Origin of the sequence: Pseudoalteromonas phenolica (assembly GCF_005886345.1) — a bacterium.
Lineage (GTDB): Bacteria > Pseudomonadota > Gammaproteobacteria > Enterobacterales > Alteromonadaceae > Pseudoalteromonas > Pseudoalteromonas phenolica_A.
The window spans coordinates 1-18,359 of the sequence record NZ_PNEC01000047.1 but is presented as its reverse complement, the minus strand read 5'-3'; the positions used below and the strand labels follow the sequence as shown (position 1 = coordinate 18,359).

Here is an 18,359-nt window from a genome sequence, read left to right as displayed (position 1 = left end):
AGACTGGCAAAATGAAAAACTAAACGAAATGGGTACACCATGGAACAATTAGCACATTTATACGCTGAGCATATTGCAACATTGCAGCAGCGCACCAAAACCATTATTGAGCGAGAGGGCTTAGATGGCTTAGTGATCCACTCTGGACAAGCAAAGCGCCAGTTTTTAGATGACATGTATTATCCGTTTAAGGTGAACCCTCAGTTTAAAGCTTGGTTACCTGTGATCGATAATCCACATTGTTGGATTGTGGTAAACGGTGAAGATAAGCCTAAACTCATTTTTTATCGTCCGGTTGATTTCTGGCATAAAGTGCCTGATGAGCCGAGTGACTTCTGGGCTGAGTATTTTGATATCCAGTTATTATTACAGCCAGATCAGGTAGAAAAGTATCTACCATACGACAAAGAAAAGTTCGCTTACATTGGTGAGTACTTAGAAGTGGCACAGGCATTAGGTTTTACCAATGTAAACCCTGAGCCGGTAATGAACTACTTGCACTTCCACCGTGCTTACAAAACGCAATATGAATTAACTTGTCTACGTGAAGCAAACCGTCTAGCTGTGTTAGGTCATAAAGCTGCACGTGATACGTTTTATGCGGGTGGCTCAGAGTTTGCGATTCAACAAGCTTACCTAAACGCTACGCAGCATATGGAAAATGACACGCCATACGGCAACATTGTGGCGCTTAATGAAAACTGTGCAATCTTGCACTACACGCATTTTGATCGTAAAGCCCCTGCTAAGCATTTATCTTTCTTAATTGATGCTGGCGCAAACTTTAACGGTTACGCGTCTGATATTACCCGTACGTATGATTTTGAAAGAAAGGGTGAATTTGCTGAGCTAATTAAAGTTCTGAACGATCACCAAATTGAGTTAGGTAAAGGTTTACAGCCGGGCAAACTATATGGTGATTTACATATAGAGTGTCATAAGCGTGTTGCACAAACCTTGGCGGACTTTAAGATCGTAAACCTTGCAGCGGATGACATTGTGGCTAAAGGCATTACTTCAACATTCTTCCCACATGGTTTAGGTCACCATTTAGGTCTGCAAGTGCATGATATGGGTGGTTTCATGGCTGATGAAGTGGGTACGCACCAAGCGCCACCTGAAGGCCATCCATTCTTACGTTGCACACGCAAGATTGAAGCAAACCAAGTGTTCACTATCGAGCCAGGTTTATACTTCATCGATTCACTACTCGGTGATTTAGCGAAGACGGATAACAACCAATACATTAATTGGGAAAAGGTTGAGGCATTCAAGCCATATGGTGGTATTCGCATCGAAGACAACATCATTGTGCATGAAGATCGTCTAGAGAATATGACGCGTGATTTAGACCTAGACTAATTGTTTTCTGGGGTTGGCAGGATTAAGTCGACTCATTGAAACGAAATTCGTTACACTAACGGGAAGCAGTTGCTTCCCGTTTCTAATACCAATCCTCTTAATTAAGTGAGCTATTTTGAGGCAAGGAAAGCTTGTCGATAACGAGGCGAAAATTTTGCTATTTAGTTATTCTAAATGATAAATTTTTAACGCGGTTAGCTGCAGCTTTAATCCCTCAAAATGATTAAGTATTATTGAGGATTGGTATAAAACTGGACCCCCAACTTTATGTCAGAATTCTATATTCCGAGCGAATCCATCAGTCATCACGAAGAAATTAAGAAGAGCACTTTTTTAGTGCATATTGCGCATACGCCAACTATCGAGTCTGCGAAAGCTTTTATTCAGAAGATCAACGATGACTACCCAGATGCCAGACATAACTGTTGGGCTCATGTGGCGGGTGCGCCTGGGGGCAGTCATGTTTATGGTTTCTCGGATGATGGCGAACCCAATGGCACTGCGGGTAAACCTATGTTGAATGTGCTTATTGGCTCTGGACTTGGTGAAATAACCGCAGTAACAACTCGTTACTTTGGCGGCATTAAGTTGGGCACGGGCGGTTTAGTGCGTGCTTATGGCGGCACGCTAAACAATGCTCTTGAGATACTAAAAACAACATTGAAAGTGCCTGCAACTGAGCTGATAGGGCGTTCTGATTATGCGCTGCAGGGAATTATCGAGCAGTATCTAAATACCCATTTTACTATTTTGCAGCTGGATAAAAGCTATGACTCAGCGGTGAATTGGCAAGTCAGCATTGATAGTCGACAAGTTGAACAAGCACAGCAAGAAATTTTTGATTTAACCCATGGAGTGGTTGAGTTAGTCTGTAAAGAGTAAGACAATCAAGTAATAACACTCTGTCATTCTTATTTTTGAAGCGTAACGCAGCATGCAATTTCGTACCATAATAAAAATTCTTGGCCAGCTGGTGGCCTTATTTAGTATCACAATGGTGCCGCCTGCACTGGTTTCGCTGATTTATAAAGATGGTGGGGGTGTACCATTCGTACTGGCGTTTGTGTTCAGTATTATAATGGGTATGTTGGCGTATTATCCTAACCGCCATCAAAAAGGAGATTTGAAAGCCCGAGAAGGCTTCTTGATTGTGGTGTTATTTTGGCTGGTACTGGGGTCGTTCGCCTCCTTACCGCTTATCTTCTTACAAACACCCAATCTCTCCTTGGCAGATTCTGTATTTGAAGCGTTTTCAGGCTTAACCACAACCGGTGCAACCGTTTTAACGGGCATTGAAACCTTGCCTAAGTCGGTATTGTTTTACCGTCAGCAACTGCAGTGGTTAGGAGGCATGGGGATCATCGTACTAGCGGTTGCTGTCTTGCCAATGCTAGGTGTCGGTGGTATGCAGTTATATCGTGCAGAAACGCCGGGGCCTGTGAAAGACTCGAAAATGACACCGCGGATCGCCGATACGGCTAAGCACCTTTGGTATATTTATGTGGCGTTAACGTTGGCCTGTACTTTGGCATATTGGTTGGCGGGCATGAACTTTTTCGATGCGTTATGTCATGCCTTCTCGACGATTGCGATTGGCGGTTTCTCGACGTATGACGCATCCATGGGTTACTTTGATAGCCCTTTAATTAACCTCATTTGTGTGGTGTTTTTGATCATTGCCGCCGTGAACTTCTCACTGCATTACGCGGCGGTGTCGAGTCGTAATGTACGAGTGTACTTACGCGATCCAGAATTCAAAGTGTTCTTATTTATACAGCTTGCTTTGGTCGTCATTTGCTTTGCTGTTTTATCGTCAAATCAAGTGTATGCCGATGGAGATGAAACCCTAGATCAGGCTTTGTTCCAAGCAGTTTCTATCAGTACAACAGCTGGGTTTGCGACAGATAATTTCTCGGCTTGGCCTCTGTTTTTACCCATCTTACTCATCTTCTCTAGTTTTATTGGTGGGTGTGCGGGCTCGACTGGTGGTGGCATGAAGGTCGTACGAGTGTTCTTGCTATATCTTCAAGGTGTGCGTGAGCTAAATCGCTTGGTTCATCCACGTGCTATTTACTCAATTAAGTTAGGTCGTAAAGCGCTGCCAGACAAAGTCGTTGAAGCGGTATGGGGCTTTTTCTCAGCTTATGCCTTGGTGTTTGTGATCATCATGATTGCCTTGTTAGGCACAGGTATGGATAACATTACAGCATTCTCAGCGACCGCTGCATGTTTAAATAACTTAGGCCCGGGGTTGGGCGATGTGGCTGCACATTATGGCGATATTACCGATTCAGCTAAATGGATCTTAACGTTGGCCATGGTATTTGGTCGTTTAGAAATATTCACGCTACTGGTGTTATTTACGCCAACATTTTGGCGAGGTTAAGCTAGTCTTAAGGCTTAACGAAAAATTTAGGTCAGCAGATTAAAGTCTTCGGTAGATGGCCGATATAAACAGGAATAACAAAAATAAAAGGGACACTTGTACTGACTGCAAGTTGTAAAGGTCAAAGATGTTAAAGTCGCAAACCAGTGTAGATGAATCTATCATTTCTCAGCTGCCAACAGGTAGCACAGTAGATATTGAAGTGATCATGCCGGCAGGTTCTAAACGCTTAAAAACGGAATTTGTCGGTTATATGTCGGGGCAATATATCATTCTGAATTACCCATCTGCACAGCGTTTAGGTGCATCGCTTGATTATGTCAAAGAGGGCACATACGTCGTGGTGCGCGCCGTACTCGAGCAAGGTGATGGGCAAATCATCGCTTTTAAAAGTATGATTAAATCTGTAACAACACACCCAACTAAGCTTATCTTTTTATTTCTGCCTCGTGCCGTACAAAGCTATCAGCTCCGTGAACAAGTTCGTATTCCGACTTTAATCCCTGCTGTGTTTAATACCAGTGACCACTCTGAGGTTGGCGTAATAAAGGATATTTCTTTGTCTGGTCTTCAGTTTGATTTGCACAGTGATGATGTTAGCCCGAATTCAGATTTAAGAGAACAAGACTGTGAAATTTTACTTGAGGGTAAACAAAATCAGCAATTTAAACTCAATGGTGAGATTTGCCGAGTGAAACAAAGAGAAGGTTTGGTAATGCTGGGAATAAAATTGAAGAACGATCAGACTTTTATGGAAGCCATAATGAAAGAGTATTTGATCGACTTGTCAGTGTTACAAGCCGATCAAAAAGAATAACGTCTTAGGCTGAATCTAAACGAATAGCGCGCTTACTTGGAATAGCTTTTCGACTACACCAATTTGCTTTTTATCGATTAAGAACATGATGACATGGTCGCCAGACATAATCACAGTGTCATCATGGGCGATCAGCACTTCATCATTACGTACAATGGCACCAATAGTAGTACCGACAGGCAGCTTAATATCGCTGATAGCACGGCCAACTACTTTTGAGGTGTTTTCATCACCATGCGCAACCGCTTCTATGGCTTCAGCGGCACCTTTACGTAATGAATATACGTTGACGATATCACCGCGACGAACATGGGTGAGTAATGCAGATATGGTTGCTTGTTGAGGCGAAATAGCAATATCAATCTCACCACCTTGGACCAAGTCAACATAAGCACCACGCTGGATCAGCACCATGGTTTTCTGTGCGCCCATACGTTTTGCCAACATGGCAGCCATGATATTTGCTTCATCATCATTGGTTACCGCGATGAACACGTCGACTTGTTCAATATGTTCTTCAGAAAGCAGCTCTTGATCTGAAGCGTCACCACAGAACACTACAGTATTGTCGAGCATTTCTGAAAGCTCGGTGGCGCGAGCTTGATTTCGTTCGATCAGTTTCACACTGTGGTTTTTCTCAAGTGAGCGAGCGAGACCTGCACCGATATTACCACCACCGGCAATCATGATCTTTTTATAAGATTGCTCGAGCTTTTGTAGCTCATTCATTACCGCGCGAATGTGTTTGGTTGCGGCAAGGAAGAAGATTTCATCATCAGCTTCAATGACCGTGGTACCCAGAGGCTTAATGGCTTTGCCTTGGCGGTAAATCGCCGCCACGCGAGTATCAACGTTTGGAATATGCTCTTTCAATGCTGATAGCGCATAGCCCACTAGCAGGCCACCATAATACGCTTTTACAGCAACCAGTGACAGCATGCCATCACCAAACTGCAATACTTGTAATGCACCGGGGTAATCAATCAAGCGACGAATGTATTTGGTCACTAGCTGCTCTGGCGCAATATAGTGGTCAACTGGTAGATCATCATTTTGGAACAGCTTCTCACGATACTTCAAATATTGCTCAGAGCGGATCCGAGCAATCTTTGTTGGTGTATTGAAGATACTGTAAGCGACCTGGCAAGCAACCATGTTGACTTCATCCGAACTGGTCACTGCGATGATCATATCGGCATCTTCGGCACCCGCTTGGCGAAGTACATCTGGGTGTGCGCTGTGACCCGCAACCCCTTGCAAGTCATATTTATCTTGAAGCTCTCGTAAACGATCGCCGTCGATATCAACCACGGTGATTTCGTTTTGTTCACCCACAAGGTTTTCTGCTAGGGTGCCGCCAACTTGTCCGGCGCCTAAAATGATGATCTTCATAGTGTGATTAATTACTTTTTAATTATTTTTGCGTAATAAAAGCCATCGGTTAAACCAGGTAACAACTGTAAGCCGGGTGCTTCAGGTGTGTCACTCTCATGAAGAGGCTGGTGAATGGCGTCGCTATTGTCAGCTAAAAACTGTGCGACTTGCTGTTTGTTTTCTTTTGGTAGTACTGAGCAAGTTGCATACAGTAACGTACCACCAGACTTCAACAGTGGCCAAATGTTTTTCAGGATCTGACCTTGCAGCTCGGCAAGATCGTCAATGTCAGTTTTTCTTCGAAGCCATTTGATATCAGGGTGGCGACGAATTACCCCCGTGGCTGAACAGGGCACATCGAGTAAGATGCGATCGTATTGCTGGCCGTCCCACCAGGTATCTGGTTGACTCGCATCGGCATGAATACAATTTGCTTCAAGGCCAATACGATCAAGATTTTGCTCAACACGAAGTAAGCGGTCACTGTCGGCATCTAATGCATCAACGTTTGCCTTGGCAAGCTCTAAAATATGACAGGTTTTACCGCCAGGCGCTGCACACGCATCTAATATACGCTCGCTATCTTGTGGTTCAAGTAAACGTGCAGCGAGCTGTGCTGCAGCATCTTGCACCGAACTTGCACCTTGTTTAAAGCCAGGTAGCTTGGCCACATCACAGGCTTTATCTAAGATGATGGCGTCTTGATATTCAGGGTAGTGCTCGGCGCGAATACCCGCTTCATCAAGTGCCTCTAAATATTCTTCTGTGCTGCCCATATGCTGGTTTACACGCAGCCACATAGGCGCTTGTAATTGGTTTTGCTCAAGAATATCTTGCCATTGCTCAGGGTAAGCTTCTTTAACGGCTTTAATAAACCAGCCCGGGTGGTTAAATGTTAAAACATCATTACCTTGGCTGCTTTCTTCTAAAGTATCTTGTTGGCGTTGGAAGTTACGCAGTACTGCATTGACCAAACCTTTAAGACCACCGGCGCGCATTTGCATCAATGCATTTACTGTTTCGGCAACGGCAGCATGCTCAGGCACACGCATATGCTGTAACTGATAAATACCTACATAAAGTAAAAATTGGAAAACGCGGTTTTTACCTTTAAGCGGTTTTTCTAGCAGTTGCTGGCAGTAATTTTCTAAACTTGGTAAGTAGCGTAAAACGCCATAACAAATTTGTTGTAATAGCGCTTTGTCTTTTGGCGATAAGTTTTTTGCAGCAAGCGGAAGCTGTGTATTAAGCGATTGGCCTTTATCGACAACTTGAAATAGGGTTTGCGCCGCAAGGGCGCGCACATTGGTCATTATTGACCTACCTTGTTACCAGCGGCAACCCACTCAGCACGACCATTTAAGAAGTCCTGTGCAGACATAGGCTTTTTACCTTGCGGCTGTAGTTGCGTGATACGTAGTGCATTTTCACCACACGCGATGACGATACCTTGTTTGTCGGCATGTAATACGGTGCCCGCTTCGCCACTTTGCTCAACAACATCAGCTTGCCAAACCTTTACGGTGTTTTCTTGCATTTGGGTAAAACACACTGGCCAAGGATTAAAAGCACGAATGTTACGCTCAAGTTGTGCAGCATCCATTTGCCAGTCAATGTCAGCTTCTTCTTTGCTGAGTTTCTTGGCATAGTTAGCAAGGTTATCATCTTGAGGTTCTGCAACCGCAGTGCCTGCAGCCATACTGTTTAGCGTTTCAATGAGCGCAGGTGGCCCAAGCTCGGCAAGCTTAGTATAAAGGCTCGCGCTAGTATCTTCAGCGGTAATCGGGCAAGTCGCAATATGCAGCATATCGCCTGTATCTAGACCTTCATCCATTTGCATAATGGTCACGCCTGTTTCGGTATCACCCGCCCACAGTGCACGCTGAATTGGTGCCGCACCACGCCAGCGCGGCAGAATAGAGCCGTGCACGTTAACGCAACCAAGGCGAGGAGTATCTAACACCACTTTAGGTAACAATAAGCCATAAGCAACAACAACCATTACATCAGCGTTTAGGCTGGCTAATTCTTGCTGTGCTTCTTCACTTTTAAATGATTCAGGCTGGTAAACGGGTAAATCATGCTCAAGCGCTAAGGTTTTTACCTCGCTGGCTTTGAGTTTTTTACCGCGACCCGCAGGGCGGTCTGGTTGGCTATACACACCAACAACTTGGTGCTCTGAATCGATAAGTGCTTGAAGGTGGCGCGCAGCAAAATCAGGCGTACCAGCGAAAACAATACGTAATGGTTGAATCACAGAATATTCCAATGTTGTCAGGTTAAATTAAGAACGAGCCGCTAAGCGTGCTTCTTTTTCAAGTTTCTTGCGAATACGCTGGCGCTTAAGTGGTGATAGGTAATCAATAAATAATTTACCCATTAGATGATCAAGTTCGTGCTGAGTACAAATTGCCAGTAGGCCATCTGCTTCGTATGTGTATTCTTCACCGTTCTCATTTAATGCTTTTACTGTGACTTGCTCTGCGCGGTCAACTTTTGCGTAAGACTGAGGCACAGATAAACAGCCTTCTTCACTGATTGTAGAGCCATCTTTTTCGATGATCTCAGGGTTGATTAATACCAGTGGCTCATTGCCTTCTTCTGATACATCGATCACCACAATACGCTTATGAATATCAACTTGTGTGGCAGCTAAACCAATGCCATTTTCGTCGTACATGGTTTCAAGCATATCTTTAACGATTTGACGGATCTCGTCGTTTACTTCAGCCACAGGCTCTGCAACTGTGCGTAAACGCTCATCTGGGAATCTTAATACTTCTAACTTAGCCATGGTTACCTTTTACTATTGAGCTATATATGCATTCGTGTATGCTTTCATTTTAGCCATTCGCGTTTCCCTTTTACAGGTTTTGGTTGATAATATCGAAAAATAACTCAAGGAAGCTTTGATGAAATATTCCATTGCTGCGTTAATGCTCTCTGTTGGCGCTCAATTTTCGGCCATGGCTGATGTTTTAAAGTTGAAAGCCGATGCACCACAGCAATATGTGGTGAAAAAAGGCGACACCTTGTGGGACATTTCGACCATGTATCTAAACACGCCTTGGCGTTGGCCTGAATTGTGGCAATGGAACCCGCAAATTGACGACCCTGATTTAATCTATCCCGGTGATGTTTTGGCGCTGCAATATGATGCCCAAGGTAACCCGCGTTTAGTGTTAAAGAAAGGGGTGAAGAAGCTTTCTCCTCGTACACGTGTTGTGGTGCAAAAAAACACCGCTATACCGACACTACCTCTAGCCATGATAGAGCCGTTTTTACGCTTTGACCAAGCTATTGGTGCCGATGATCTAGATGGCAAGCCAATTGTATTGGGGTCAAACCGCAACGTACTGCGTAACACTCAAGGCCAGTTGTTGTATGTAAAGGGCAACCTGAACCCATCTGCAAACTATGGCATTTACCGTCGTGGTGAGGCATATGTTGATCCTGAGAATGGTGACACCTTAGCGTATGAGTCACGTTTAGTGGGGACGGCACGAGTGTTGTTTGGTGGTGACATTGAAGCGGGTCACCCTGCAAAAGTTGAGATTGAAACGGTTCGCCAAGAAATCAAAACCAACGATGTACTGATGCCGATTAATGTAGATCAAAGCTTTTCGGCGCAATTTAATATGACGCGCCCTACCGAAGCCATTGATGGCTCGATTATTTCAAGCGATAACCAAATGCGAGAATTTGGCTCAACTGCCATTGTGGTATTAAACCGTGGCCGTGAGGATAATCTTAAAGAAGGTCATATTCTTGATATTAACAAACAGTCACCTACAGTTATTGAAGGCGAACATGGCCCTCGCTACGTTGAAGATGCCAACAAGCTAGAAAAGTTTATCACTGGCTTTAGAGAAATGTTTGGTACAGAAAACGACGAAGACAGTGTTGTGTGGACGATGCCAAAAGAAAAAGTCGGTGAGCTGATGGTATTTAAAGTTTACGACAATATTAGCTATGCGATGGTGACTCGCTCTCAACAACCAATCAGAGTGGGAGATACCATTAGCGCCAATTAAGCGAAAGCTTATAAATGACAAGATACTCTAAGGAGGGAGTATGGCAACACTTTCGCAGCTACAAGGGCTGATACTTTATTTAACCAAAGGACTGGGTAGTGCAACGCTCTCAGCCATAGAAAGCAAAATAGATCTTGTCGAGTTATTCGATTTACCCCATGATGAACTCATAGCGCTTGGCATTAAACCCACCATCGCAGAGCAAATAGCCACCCCCGATTTAAAACGCATAGAACAACTCCAGAAATTTTGTGAACAACAAAATATTCAAATTATTCATACCGAGCATCAAGCTTATCCAAAATTACTTAAGCAAACCTGTCATGCGCCTTTAATACTTTTTTGCAAAGGTAATATTAAATTACTAAATGAGCCGCAAATTGCCATTGTGGGGAGTCGTAACGCAACACCGCCTGGCTTGGAATGTGCCTCTGAATTTGCCTATCAATTAACGCGTTCAGGCATAACGGTCACCTCAGGTATGGCCATGGGCATAGATGGCGCGGCGCATAAAGGAGCGCTCGCAGGTAACGGTAATACCATTGCAGTGTTAGGCACAGGTGTCGATGTGGTCTATCCAAAGCGACATAACTATTTATATCAGCAACTGGTTGATCAAGGTCTCGTTATCAGTGAATTTTTACCGGGTGCTGTGGCAAATCAACATAATTTTCCAAGACGAAACAGGATTATTTCGGGGCTATCGCTAGGCACCTTAATTGTTGAAGCTGAAATAAAAAGCGGCTCTTTAGTCACAGCAAAGTATGCACTTGAACAAAATAGAGAAGTGTTTGCGATACCCGGTTCTATTAGAAATCCGCTGGCAGCAGGGTGTCATCACCTGATAAAACAAGGGGCAAAGTTAGTAGAAAGCGTGACCGATATTTTAGAAGATGTGAGCTTTTTGCCAAATAACGGTCTATATAATATAGAAAGGGCAGAAAATGCCCCAATAGAAGATAGTGAGGAGAATTGCCCAATATTAAAGAGTCTTGGTTTTGAAGCGGCCAGTGTCGATGTCATAACCTATAGAACTCAATGGCCAGTAGAGAAAGTATTAGCACGACTGCTGGATCTCGAACTCGAAGATAAAGTCGCCCGCACTGCGGAAGGCTACATAAAATTAGCGAGGGGTTAATCATGTTTGATATTTTAATGTACTTATTTGAGAACTATATCCATTCTGAATCGGATATTTTTGTTGAACAAAACGAATTAACTGACGAGCTATTACGTGCTGGTTTTAATCAAGATGAGATTTACAAAGCCTTGGATTGGCTGGAGCAATTAGCAGATTTACAACATAGCGATGAAATTCCTTACTTAAATGCGACGGCCGATAAGGCCATCCGTATTTATACCGAAGAAGAGTGCCAGCTTCTGGATGTTGAAAGCCGTGGTTTTTTAATGTTTGTTGAGCAAGTTGGTGTGATAGATAGCACTACACGTGAAATGGTCATCGACCGATTAATGGCACTTGAAAAGGCTGAGATCAGTCTAGATGACTTAAAGTGGGTGATCTTAATGGTGCTCTTTAATGTGCCAGGTAAAGAGCAAGCCTATGCGCAAATGGAAGATCTGATCTTCGATGAGCCCACGGAGTATTTGCACTAGACGTACTTTTATTGATGCACAATACTTGACCCTAACTTTAGCACGGTTATATTAAGCGCAATTCAAATCGAGCTAAGAGGGTGGCATGTATGAGTAAGATTGATTATTCTTTATTTAATGCTGACAAACACGCATTAGAAAAGGAATATGAAACTTGTCCTAAATGTGGCTCTGAGCTGGTGATGAAGCACAGCAAAAATGGGCCTTTCTTAGGCTGCGCCAGTTACCCTAAGTGTGACTATATTCGTTCTCTCGCCCAGCATGATAATCACGATATTAAAGTGCTCGACGATTCTCCTTGCCCTGAGTGCGGTGAACCATTAGTTATTCGTAATGGTCGCTACGGTATGTTTATTGGATGCACCGGATACCCAGCCTGCCATTTTATTGTGCATGAAGACGAACCCGAAGAAGAAGGGTTACCAAACTGCCCTAAATGTAAAAAGGGTAAGCTCGTTGTTCGTAACAATAAATTCGGTAAACAATTTTACTCATGTGATGCCTACCCAAGTTGTAAGTACAGTTTGAATCAACACCCAGTCGATGAGACTTGCCCACAATGTGGTTGGGGAGTGATGGTTGAGAAATCTCGTGGCGATAAAGCTGTGTTACAATGCCCGCAGAAATCCTGCCAACATAAAGTAGAGAAATCATAGTGAGCCATGAACAACAAACCAGCAAGGATACGCCTGAAGCTGTATTGCGTGCTGGTGGCGTTATTTGTTATCCAACAGAAGCTGTATATGGTCTTGGCTGTGATCCTGATGATCACAGTGCCGTGCAGCGCATTTTGGCATTAAAGCAAAGAGCAGAAGAGAAAGGGCTGATTTTAATTGCCGATAACTTTGCTCAGCTTTTACCTTATGTTGATGACAGCAAAATCCCTATGGATAAACGCGCTGAGATTTTTTCTTCGTGGCCAGCTGCCATTACTTGGGCTTTGCCTGCTAAGCCTTCAACCCCAAAGTGGTTAACCGGTACTCATTCGACAATTGCAGTTCGCGTTAGTGCACACCCGGTGGTGAAGCAACTTTGCCAACAGTTTGGCAAGCCGCTGGTGTCGACCAGTGCAAACATTGCAGGGCAACAACCAGAAGCAACACTAGACAAAGTAAAAGCAGTATTTAACGATCAAATCGACTTTTATGTTGAAGGGCCACTTGGTGGTGAAACCAAACCAAGTCAAATTAAAGATGCCTTTACCACACAGCTAATTAGAGAGTAAGCATGTCAAAAGTAAATTTAGAAACAGTCAAAGCCTTCTTATTACAATTACAAGACACAATTTGTGCAGGCTTAGAGCAAGCTGATGGTAAAGCGAAATTTGTTGAAGATGCGTGGGAAAGAGCGGAAGGCGGCGGTGGTCGTACCCGTGTTATTCGTGATGGTGATGTAATCGAGCAGGGGGGTGTTAACTTCTCTCATGTATTTGGTGCGTCAATGCCCGCTTCGGCAACAGCACATCGCCCGGAGTTAGCGGGTCGCAGTTTCCATGCGTGTGGTGTATCTTTGGTAATTCACCCTAAAAACCCACATATCCCAACGAGCCATGCCAATGTGCGCTTCTTTATTGCTGAAAAAGAAGGCGAAGCACCTATTTGGTGGTTTGGTGGTGGTTTTGATTTAACACCTTTCTATCCTGTATTAGAAGACGTTAAACATTGGCACCAAGTCGCAAAAGACTTGTGTGATCCATTTGGTGATACTGTTTATAACGACTATAAAAAGTGGTGTGATGAATATTTTTATTTAAAGCACCGTGGTGAAACCCGTGGCGTAGGTGGTCTATTCTTTGATGATCTCAATGAGTGGGGATTTGAGAAGAGCTTCGACTTTATGCAAGCGGTGGGCAATGGGTTCTTAGATGCCTACTTACCAATCATTGAAAAACGTAAAGATACGCCAACTAATGATGCGCAGCGTCAATTCCAGCTTTATCGTCGTGGTCGCTATGTTGAATTTAACCTAGTGTGGGACCGTGGTACCTTGTTTGGTTTACAAACCGGTGGTCGTACAGAGTCAATTTTAATGTCGATGCCACCATTAGCACGCTGGGAATATGACTTCACACCTGAAGCCGACTCATTAGAAGCTGACTTATATGAATCTTACTTAAAGCCAAGAGACTGGTTAAGTCTTTAACTTCAGAGCTTGAATAGCAGACCATAAAAAACGGCGCTCAATTGAGCGCCGTTTTTGTATAAAGAAGGTTATTATACCAATCCGCAATAACACTTAATCATTTTGAGGGATTAAACCTGATGATAGCGGCGTTAAAGATTTCTCATTTAGAACAACTAAATAACGAAATATTTGCCTTGCTACCAACGAGGTTTTCTTGCCTCAAAATAGATCACTTACTTAAGCGGATTGGTATTATTACTCGACTTTAAAGCTGCGCACTTGCTCATCCAAAGAGCGCGCTAATGTCAGGAGTTCTTCACTGACTTGTTTACTGCGGTGCGCATCTTTTAAAGATTCTTCCGCGTTATCACGAATCCCAATGACACTGTGATTAATTTCTTCTGCCGCCAAGTTTTGCTGCTCTGTGGCATCGGCGATCTGTACGTTTAAGTCATTAATCTCATGCATCTGATTTGAAATATCTTTTAATGCCTGTGCGACTTTTTTCACTTGTAAAGCTCTATCGTCTGCTTCTTCACAAGATGCACTCATCGCCTGAACGGTTTGCGCGGCTTCGCTTTGAAGCTTTTCAATGGTGCGCTTTATTTCATCCGTAGAGTCATGAGTACGAGTTGCCAGCGTTCTTACTTCATCGGCAACCACTGCAAAGCCTCGACCTGCTTCACCCGCTCGTGCCGCTTCGATTGCTGCGTTAAGTGCTAGTAGGTTAGTTTGCTCAGCAATACTACTGATCACTTCAAGTACTTTACCCACTTCAAGGGTTTGGTTTTGTAATTGACTAACTTGCTCTGCGGCTTGGCGAACATCCTGTGCAAGTTGATTGATACTGGCTTCGGTATGCTCTGCAACGGCCATGCTTTCTTCTGCTAGGTGATTACTTGAATCTGACTTCTCTGAGGCAAAATGTGTGGTGTTCTTAACTTCACTTGATGAGCTCTCTAATTCATTAATCGCAGCGGCAACTGAATCTGTGCCTTGCTTTTGTGCCAAAATAGCTTGCTCTGTTGTATCTGCTGAGTTGTAAATACTCTCTGCTGAGCGAATAAGCACATGAGAAGAGTGGGAGACTTGCGCCATATTGTCTTTAAACGCGGTCATCATTTTATTGAAGTTCGTCGCTAAACGGCCAAGCTCATCGTCAATATCATCATCAATACGCAGACTTAAATCTTTATTCTGTGTAGCAAGGCGCATGGTGCGACCAAGAGTTTTCAAGCGTACAATGAATAGTTTTCTAAATAGCATACCTAAAATGACAAACGCCGAGATAAAGATGGCCGACAGTAAGCCTGTACTTAACCAAGTATTGCTGGTTACCGTGCTATCTATGTCTTCTAATGAGTAACTGAAGCGAACAACCCCTAATACATCGCCTTCTTTGGCCATGTGGCAACCTAAACAGTTCGTGCCTTTATAGTCACTGCTGGCGATCATCGGTCTAAAAAATGTCATCACACGCATATCATCGCGTTGTTCAATGACTAACGTTTCTTTACCTCTCAATGCATCACGCTCAGCATCAGTAGTTGGTGCCTGATTGGGGTTGCCTGGACCGTAAAGTTTGTTGATTAACTCTGCTCGAATGATGTGGGCATCTTCGATGCTAGGGTGAGCGCGTAGTTTTTCACTGAGTATTTCACGATTCGCCATCGTGCCTGTCAACATCATGGTATTAATAGAATCAAAGTAGTTATCGGCTAATAACTTGATATTCTCTGCGACGGTCTCTTGAGCAAGTTTTTGTTGCTGATCTGAGCTACTCCAAATACTGGCAATGAGTACAAGTACGCCCGTTATCGCTAAAAGTGCATAAATTTTATGTTGTATCGATTTCACAGTAATCATTCAATCTCACTCATATGTCATTCCATTATGCAGCTTTTAGAGATAAGGAGCTTGATTCAGCGCAAATGAGCCACAGCTAATTTACCAATTGATTAATAGTTTAGTCCTTGTTGATCATGTGAGTAGCTAATTGCTCAAAAGATTTTCTTAGTCCCACTCTTAATAGAGGGTTATCAACCTCAATTTCAAGCGCCTTATTCATGCAAAACATCCATTGATCTCTTAAGTCTTTATCTATCGAAAAAGGCATATGGCGTTTTCGCAGCATAGGGTGCCCGTATTTCTCAACAAATAGGTCTGGACCACCTAACCAGCCAGATAGAAATTCGAAAAAGACTAAGCGTATTCTGTCTAAAGGCTGTGGGTGCATGTCATATAGCGGTTTCGCATATTTTTCTTCTGCCATTACATCGTAAAAGCGATCTGCTAAGGCTTTTACACCGTCCTCACCACCTAAAATTTCATAAGGTGATTTTTCCACTGTAGGGGTCTCGTGCATATTACTCTCTTGTTCTTTACTTGCATCTTTGTTGAAGATGCGTTTAATTAGCTGCTTCATAAACAATTCACTGGGCTTATTTAATGGGTAAATTCGCGGTATTTGGTAATCCGATAAAACATTCTAAATCGCCACAGATCCATAGGCAATTTGCAGAGCAGTTTTCAACACAAATAGATTATCAAGCTTTGCTGGCGCCGTTAGATGAATTTGAAGCATTTACACAAGACTTTTTCACAAACAAAGCGGGCGAGGGAGCCAATGTCACCTTGCCTTTTAAAGAGCGTGCGTTTGAGCTGGTGGATGAACTCACTGAAAGGGCACAGCTAGCGGGAGCTGTGAATACCATTAAGAAGTTAGATAATGGTCGATTACTTGGTGATAACACTGATGGCGCTGGGTTAGTGGCTGACTTAATTCGTAATGAATGCAAACTAGATGGCGCATCTGTTTTGCTTATAGGTGCCGGTGGTGCAGCAAGAGGGTGTATTTATCCTTTATTACAAGCTGGGGTGAAAGACATCACCATTGCGAATCGCACCCAAGAGAAAGCTGAGTTATTGGCTGAGCAGTTTTCTGCTTATGGTCATATAAAAGGGATCGGCTTAGACGAGATAACAGATTCGAATTATCAAGTGGTGATTAACTCGACATCATCAAGTGTGACCGGTGAACTTCCAAATATATCGGAGACTGTTTTTACGCAATGTCACCTTGCCTACGATATGTTTTATAGCAATGAGCAAACTAGCTTCTTAAAATGGGTGGGGTCTATTAACCCGAGAACCAAATTAGTAGATGGAATTGGTATGCTAATAGGGCAGGCTGCAGAAGCATATTATCTTTGGCAAGGTGATATGCCCGAATTAACACCGGTAATAAATACATTTGCTAAGGGCTAACATGAATCAAGCAATCTTATTTAACGATGATGCGAGTTTTAATGCGACTCAACAAAGAATAGAGTTCACTGCGATGAATTCTGGTTTAATCATTGGTTGCTGTGTTGCATTTGAAGGAGAAGAGACGACAGCGCTAGCACACTTTGCAGAGCATCAATTTGATTATGAAATGCAAGCTGAGGCGCTTATCGAAGAAGAAAGCTACTCAGCAGAAGGGGAGGTATTACTTAGCCGAGTCTGACTCTGCTAAGTAATCATCTTTCAACTCAACATAATTGAGCGCAGATATTTTCAAGAAGGCTAATTCTGAGTCAGTTAACGGGCGAGCTTGTTTCACCGGGCTACCTACATATAAATATCCTGATTCAAGCTTCTTATTAGGTGGCACTAATGCACCACCACCGATGATGACATCATCTTCGACAATCGCATTGTCCATTACAATAGCACCCATGCCAACTAATATACGGTTACCAAGCTTACAGCCATGTAGCATGACCTTATGGCCGACTGTCACATCATCACCAATAATAAGTGGGTAACCATCAGGGTTGTTTGCGCTCTTGCGCGTTAAATGAAGTACGCTACCATCTTGAATATTGGTGCGCTCGCCTATTTGTATATAGTTAACATCTCCACGCGCTGCAACTAAAGGCCAAACACTACTATCTTCACCTATAGTGATATCACCGACTAAGACGGCAGATTCATTAACATAGACGGATTTTTCTAATTTAGGATAGATCCCTTTATAACTTCTTATCATTTGTGTAGAGCCCCGAGTTTTATTGAGATGTTATTTATGCTTTGTAATTAGTGTAGAGTCAAAGCGAGCAATTTACCATGGCTTAAAAATAGCAGTTAACACTCAGAAGTGACCAAAATTACAGCGTTAAAGTATCAAAAACAGACGTTTCGTTTAAAATACACGCGAACAGTAAGTTTTTTGCATTTTTCTTTAAAAAAGGGCTTGCGTAATTTTCTGCTCTCCCTATAATGCGACCCCACTGACACGGGGCGAGGCGCTGAAAAGCAATTCAAAACGATGTCGAGTCAAATAAAACTTAGCTTTAAACTTTCTCTAAAGAAAAAGATTAAAATTAAGTGTTGACATAAAAAGTGAAGTCGTTATTATGGCGCTCCACTTCGCAGCAACGCTGCGGTAACTCATCGAGTTACACCCGGGTAACCGGAATGTTCTTTAAAAATATGAAGCAATCATCTGTGTGGGCACTCGTACAGGTTGAGTTCTAACAGCTCTTGATTCAGGAGCAAAAAAAATTAGAGTCTCAAATGTAACTGAGTGACTTCATAGTCAATTCGATTCGAAAGAATCAAAATCAGAATTCATTGAGCACGAATCTTCGGATTCAAAAAACTT

The 18,359-nt window shown here is 43.1% G+C and carries 19 protein-coding genes; 12 read left to right on the top strand and 7 right to left on the bottom strand.

The window, feature by feature from the left end; translation table 11 throughout:
- Positions 1 to 39 precede the first annotated feature (39 nt).
- From pepQ to CWB72_RS15990, 4 genes are all read left to right on the top strand, one after another.
- Positions 40 to 1,362 carry a Xaa-Pro dipeptidase gene (gene pepQ / locus CWB72_RS16005; protein WP_138633429.1) on the top strand — a complete coding sequence of 441 codons (1,323 nt, stop codon included), beginning with the start codon at positions 40 to 42 and terminating at the stop codon, positions 1,360 to 1,362.
- A 267-nt stretch (positions 1,363 to 1,629) separates the two neighbouring features.
- Entirely contained in the window at positions 1,630 to 2,244 is a 615-nt protein-coding gene (locus tag CWB72_RS16000) for a YigZ family protein (protein ID WP_138633426.1), read from the top strand.
- Between the two features lie 52 nt (positions 2,245 to 2,296).
- The gene (locus CWB72_RS15995) at positions 2,297 to 3,748 is read left to right on the top strand and encodes a TrkH family potassium uptake protein (RefSeq protein WP_058028291.1); all 1,452 of its coding nucleotides are present in this window, start codon (positions 2,297 to 2,299) and stop codon (positions 3,746 to 3,748) included.
- A gap of 127 nt (positions 3,749 to 3,875) precedes the next feature.
- Positions 3,876 to 4,565, top strand: a complete 690-nt coding sequence (locus CWB72_RS15990) for a flagellar brake domain-containing protein (RefSeq protein ID WP_138633423.1) — start codon at positions 3,876 to 3,878, stop codon at positions 4,563 to 4,565.
- Between the two features lie 15 nt (positions 4,566 to 4,580).
- Here CWB72_RS15990 and trkA read toward each other — a convergent pair whose 3' ends face one another.
- The 4 genes from trkA to def are packed head-to-tail and all read right to left on the bottom strand — an operon-like array spanning position 4,581 to position 8,733.
- Complete coding sequence (gene trkA / locus CWB72_RS15985; protein ID WP_138568621.1) at positions 4,581 to 5,957, bottom strand: Trk system potassium transporter TrkA; 1,377 nt, start codon at positions 5,955 to 5,957, stop codon at positions 4,581 to 4,583.
- 11 nt (positions 5,958 to 5,968) lie between these two features.
- Positions 5,969 to 7,252, bottom strand: coding sequence for a 16S rRNA (cytosine(967)-C(5))-methyltransferase RsmB (rsmB, locus tag CWB72_RS15980; RefSeq protein WP_138633420.1), 1,284 nt, complete (start codon positions 7,250 to 7,252; stop codon positions 5,969 to 5,971).
- Positions 7,252 to 8,196, bottom strand: a complete 945-nt coding sequence (gene fmt / locus CWB72_RS15975) for a methionyl-tRNA formyltransferase (RefSeq protein WP_138633417.1) — start codon at positions 8,194 to 8,196, stop codon at positions 7,252 to 7,254. Before fmt ends, rsmB begins: the two co-directional genes overlap by 1 nt.
- Before the next feature lie 27 nt (positions 8,197 to 8,223).
- Positions 8,224 to 8,733: a peptide deformylase gene (gene def / locus CWB72_RS15970; protein WP_130254932.1), complete on the bottom strand. Its 510-nt coding sequence runs from the start codon at positions 8,731 to 8,733 to the stop codon at positions 8,224 to 8,226.
- 118 nt (positions 8,734 to 8,851) lie between these two features.
- Between def and CWB72_RS15965 the strand changes: the two genes are divergently transcribed.
- The 6 genes from CWB72_RS15965 to hemF all read left to right on the top strand — a co-directional run bounded on the left by CWB72_RS15965 (position 8,852) and on the right by hemF (position 13,729).
- Positions 8,852 to 9,973, top strand: coding sequence for a LysM peptidoglycan-binding domain-containing protein (locus CWB72_RS15965; RefSeq protein WP_138633415.1), 1,122 nt, complete (start codon positions 8,852 to 8,854; stop codon positions 9,971 to 9,973).
- 40 nt (positions 9,974 to 10,013) lie between these two features.
- Positions 10,014 to 11,111, top strand: coding sequence for a DNA-processing protein DprA (gene dprA, locus CWB72_RS15960; protein WP_138633411.1), 1,098 nt, complete (start codon positions 10,014 to 10,016; stop codon positions 11,109 to 11,111).
- Positions 11,112 to 11,113: 2 nt separating this feature from the next.
- Positions 11,114 to 11,587: a DUF494 family protein gene (locus CWB72_RS15955; RefSeq protein WP_058028302.1), complete on the top strand. Its 474-nt coding sequence runs from the start codon at positions 11,114 to 11,116 to the stop codon at positions 11,585 to 11,587.
- A gap of 89 nt (positions 11,588 to 11,676) precedes the next feature.
- A complete protein-coding gene (locus CWB72_RS15950; protein WP_138568625.1) occupies positions 11,677 to 12,243 on the top strand; it encodes a DNA topoisomerase family protein in 567 nt (188 codons plus the stop codon).
- The gene (locus CWB72_RS15945) at positions 12,243 to 12,812 is read left to right on the top strand and encodes a Sua5/YciO/YrdC/YwlC family protein (RefSeq protein WP_138633409.1); all 570 of its coding nucleotides are present in this window, start codon (positions 12,243 to 12,245) and stop codon (positions 12,810 to 12,812) included. The genes CWB72_RS15950 and CWB72_RS15945 overlap by 1 nt, the downstream gene beginning before the upstream one ends.
- 2 nt (positions 12,813 to 12,814) lie before the next feature.
- On the top strand, positions 12,815 to 13,729 hold the full coding sequence (gene hemF, locus CWB72_RS15940; protein ID WP_138633406.1) for an oxygen-dependent coproporphyrinogen oxidase: 915 nt from the start codon (positions 12,815 to 12,817) through the stop codon (positions 13,727 to 13,729).
- A 237-nt stretch (positions 13,730 to 13,966) separates the two neighbouring features.
- Here hemF and CWB72_RS15935 read toward each other — a convergent pair whose 3' ends face one another.
- Complete coding sequence (locus CWB72_RS15935) at positions 13,967 to 15,577, bottom strand: methyl-accepting chemotaxis protein (protein ID WP_252371576.1); 1,611 nt, start codon at positions 15,575 to 15,577, stop codon at positions 13,967 to 13,969.
- Between the two features lie 100 nt (positions 15,578 to 15,677).
- A complete protein-coding gene (locus CWB72_RS15930; RefSeq protein ID WP_138633403.1) occupies positions 15,678 to 16,136 on the bottom strand; it encodes a group II truncated hemoglobin in 459 nt (152 codons plus the stop codon).
- A 23-nt stretch (positions 16,137 to 16,159) separates the two neighbouring features.
- Here CWB72_RS15930 and aroE point away from each other — a divergent pair, with 23 nt between their 5' ends.
- Positions 16,160 to 16,978 (top strand): shikimate dehydrogenase, encoded by an 819-nt coding sequence (gene aroE, locus CWB72_RS15925; protein ID WP_138633400.1) that lies wholly within the window; start codon positions 16,160 to 16,162, stop codon positions 16,976 to 16,978.
- A gap of 1 nt (position 16,979) precedes the next feature.
- Positions 16,980 to 17,219, top strand: a complete 240-nt coding sequence (locus CWB72_RS15920; RefSeq protein WP_138633396.1) for a DUF1488 family protein — start codon at positions 16,980 to 16,982, stop codon at positions 17,217 to 17,219.
- Here CWB72_RS15920 and CWB72_RS15915 read toward each other — a convergent pair.
- A complete protein-coding gene (locus CWB72_RS15915; protein WP_138633393.1) occupies positions 17,202 to 17,744 on the bottom strand; it encodes a gamma carbonic anhydrase family protein in 543 nt (180 codons plus the stop codon). The genes CWB72_RS15920 and CWB72_RS15915 overlap by 18 nt on opposite strands.
- Between the last annotated feature and the right edge of the window lie 615 nt (positions 17,745 to 18,359).

Excerpts from the sequence above, each read along its gene's own strand:
- pepQ (WP_138633429.1), top strand. The coding sequence starts at position 40 with ATGGAACAATTAGCACATTTATACGCTGAGCATATTGCAACATTGCAG.
- CWB72_RS16000 (WP_138633426.1), top strand. The coding sequence starts at position 1,630 with ATGTCAGAATTCTATATTCCGAGCGAATCCATCAGTCATCACGAAGAA.
- CWB72_RS15995 (WP_058028291.1), top strand. The coding sequence starts at position 2,297 with ATGCAATTTCGTACCATAATAAAAATTCTTGGCCAGCTGGTGGCCTTA.
- CWB72_RS15990 (WP_138633423.1), top strand. The coding sequence starts at position 3,876 with ATGTTAAAGTCGCAAACCAGTGTAGATGAATCTATCATTTCTCAGCTG.
- trkA (WP_138568621.1), bottom strand. The coding sequence starts at position 5,957 with ATGAAGATCATCATTTTAGGCGCCGGACAAGTTGGCGGCACCCTAGCA.
- rsmB (WP_138633420.1), bottom strand. The coding sequence starts at position 7,252 with ATGACCAATGTGCGCGCCCTTGCGGCGCAAACCCTATTTCAAGTTGTC.
- def (WP_130254932.1), bottom strand. The coding sequence starts at position 8,733 with ATGGCTAAGTTAGAAGTATTAAGATTCCCAGATGAGCGTTTACGCACA.
- CWB72_RS15965 (WP_138633415.1), top strand. The coding sequence starts at position 8,852 with ATGAAATATTCCATTGCTGCGTTAATGCTCTCTGTTGGCGCTCAATTT.
- dprA (WP_138633411.1), top strand. The coding sequence starts at position 10,014 with ATGGCAACACTTTCGCAGCTACAAGGGCTGATACTTTATTTAACCAAA.
- CWB72_RS15955 (WP_058028302.1), top strand. The coding sequence starts at position 11,114 with ATGTTTGATATTTTAATGTACTTATTTGAGAACTATATCCATTCTGAA.
- CWB72_RS15950 (WP_138568625.1), top strand. The coding sequence starts at position 11,677 with ATGAGTAAGATTGATTATTCTTTATTTAATGCTGACAAACACGCATTA.
- hemF (WP_138633406.1), top strand. The coding sequence starts at position 12,815 with ATGTCAAAAGTAAATTTAGAAACAGTCAAAGCCTTCTTATTACAATTA.
- CWB72_RS15935 (WP_252371576.1), bottom strand. The coding sequence starts at position 15,577 with ATGATTACTGTGAAATCGATACAACATAAAATTTATGCACTTTTAGCG.
- CWB72_RS15930 (WP_138633403.1), bottom strand. The coding sequence starts at position 16,136 with ATGAAGCAGCTAATTAAACGCATCTTCAACAAAGATGCAAGTAAAGAA.
- aroE (WP_138633400.1), top strand. The coding sequence starts at position 16,160 with ATGGGTAAATTCGCGGTATTTGGTAATCCGATAAAACATTCTAAATCG.
- CWB72_RS15920 (WP_138633396.1), top strand. The coding sequence starts at position 16,980 with ATGAATCAAGCAATCTTATTTAACGATGATGCGAGTTTTAATGCGACT.
- CWB72_RS15915 (WP_138633393.1), bottom strand. The coding sequence starts at position 17,744 with ATGATAAGAAGTTATAAAGGGATCTATCCTAAATTAGAAAAATCCGTC.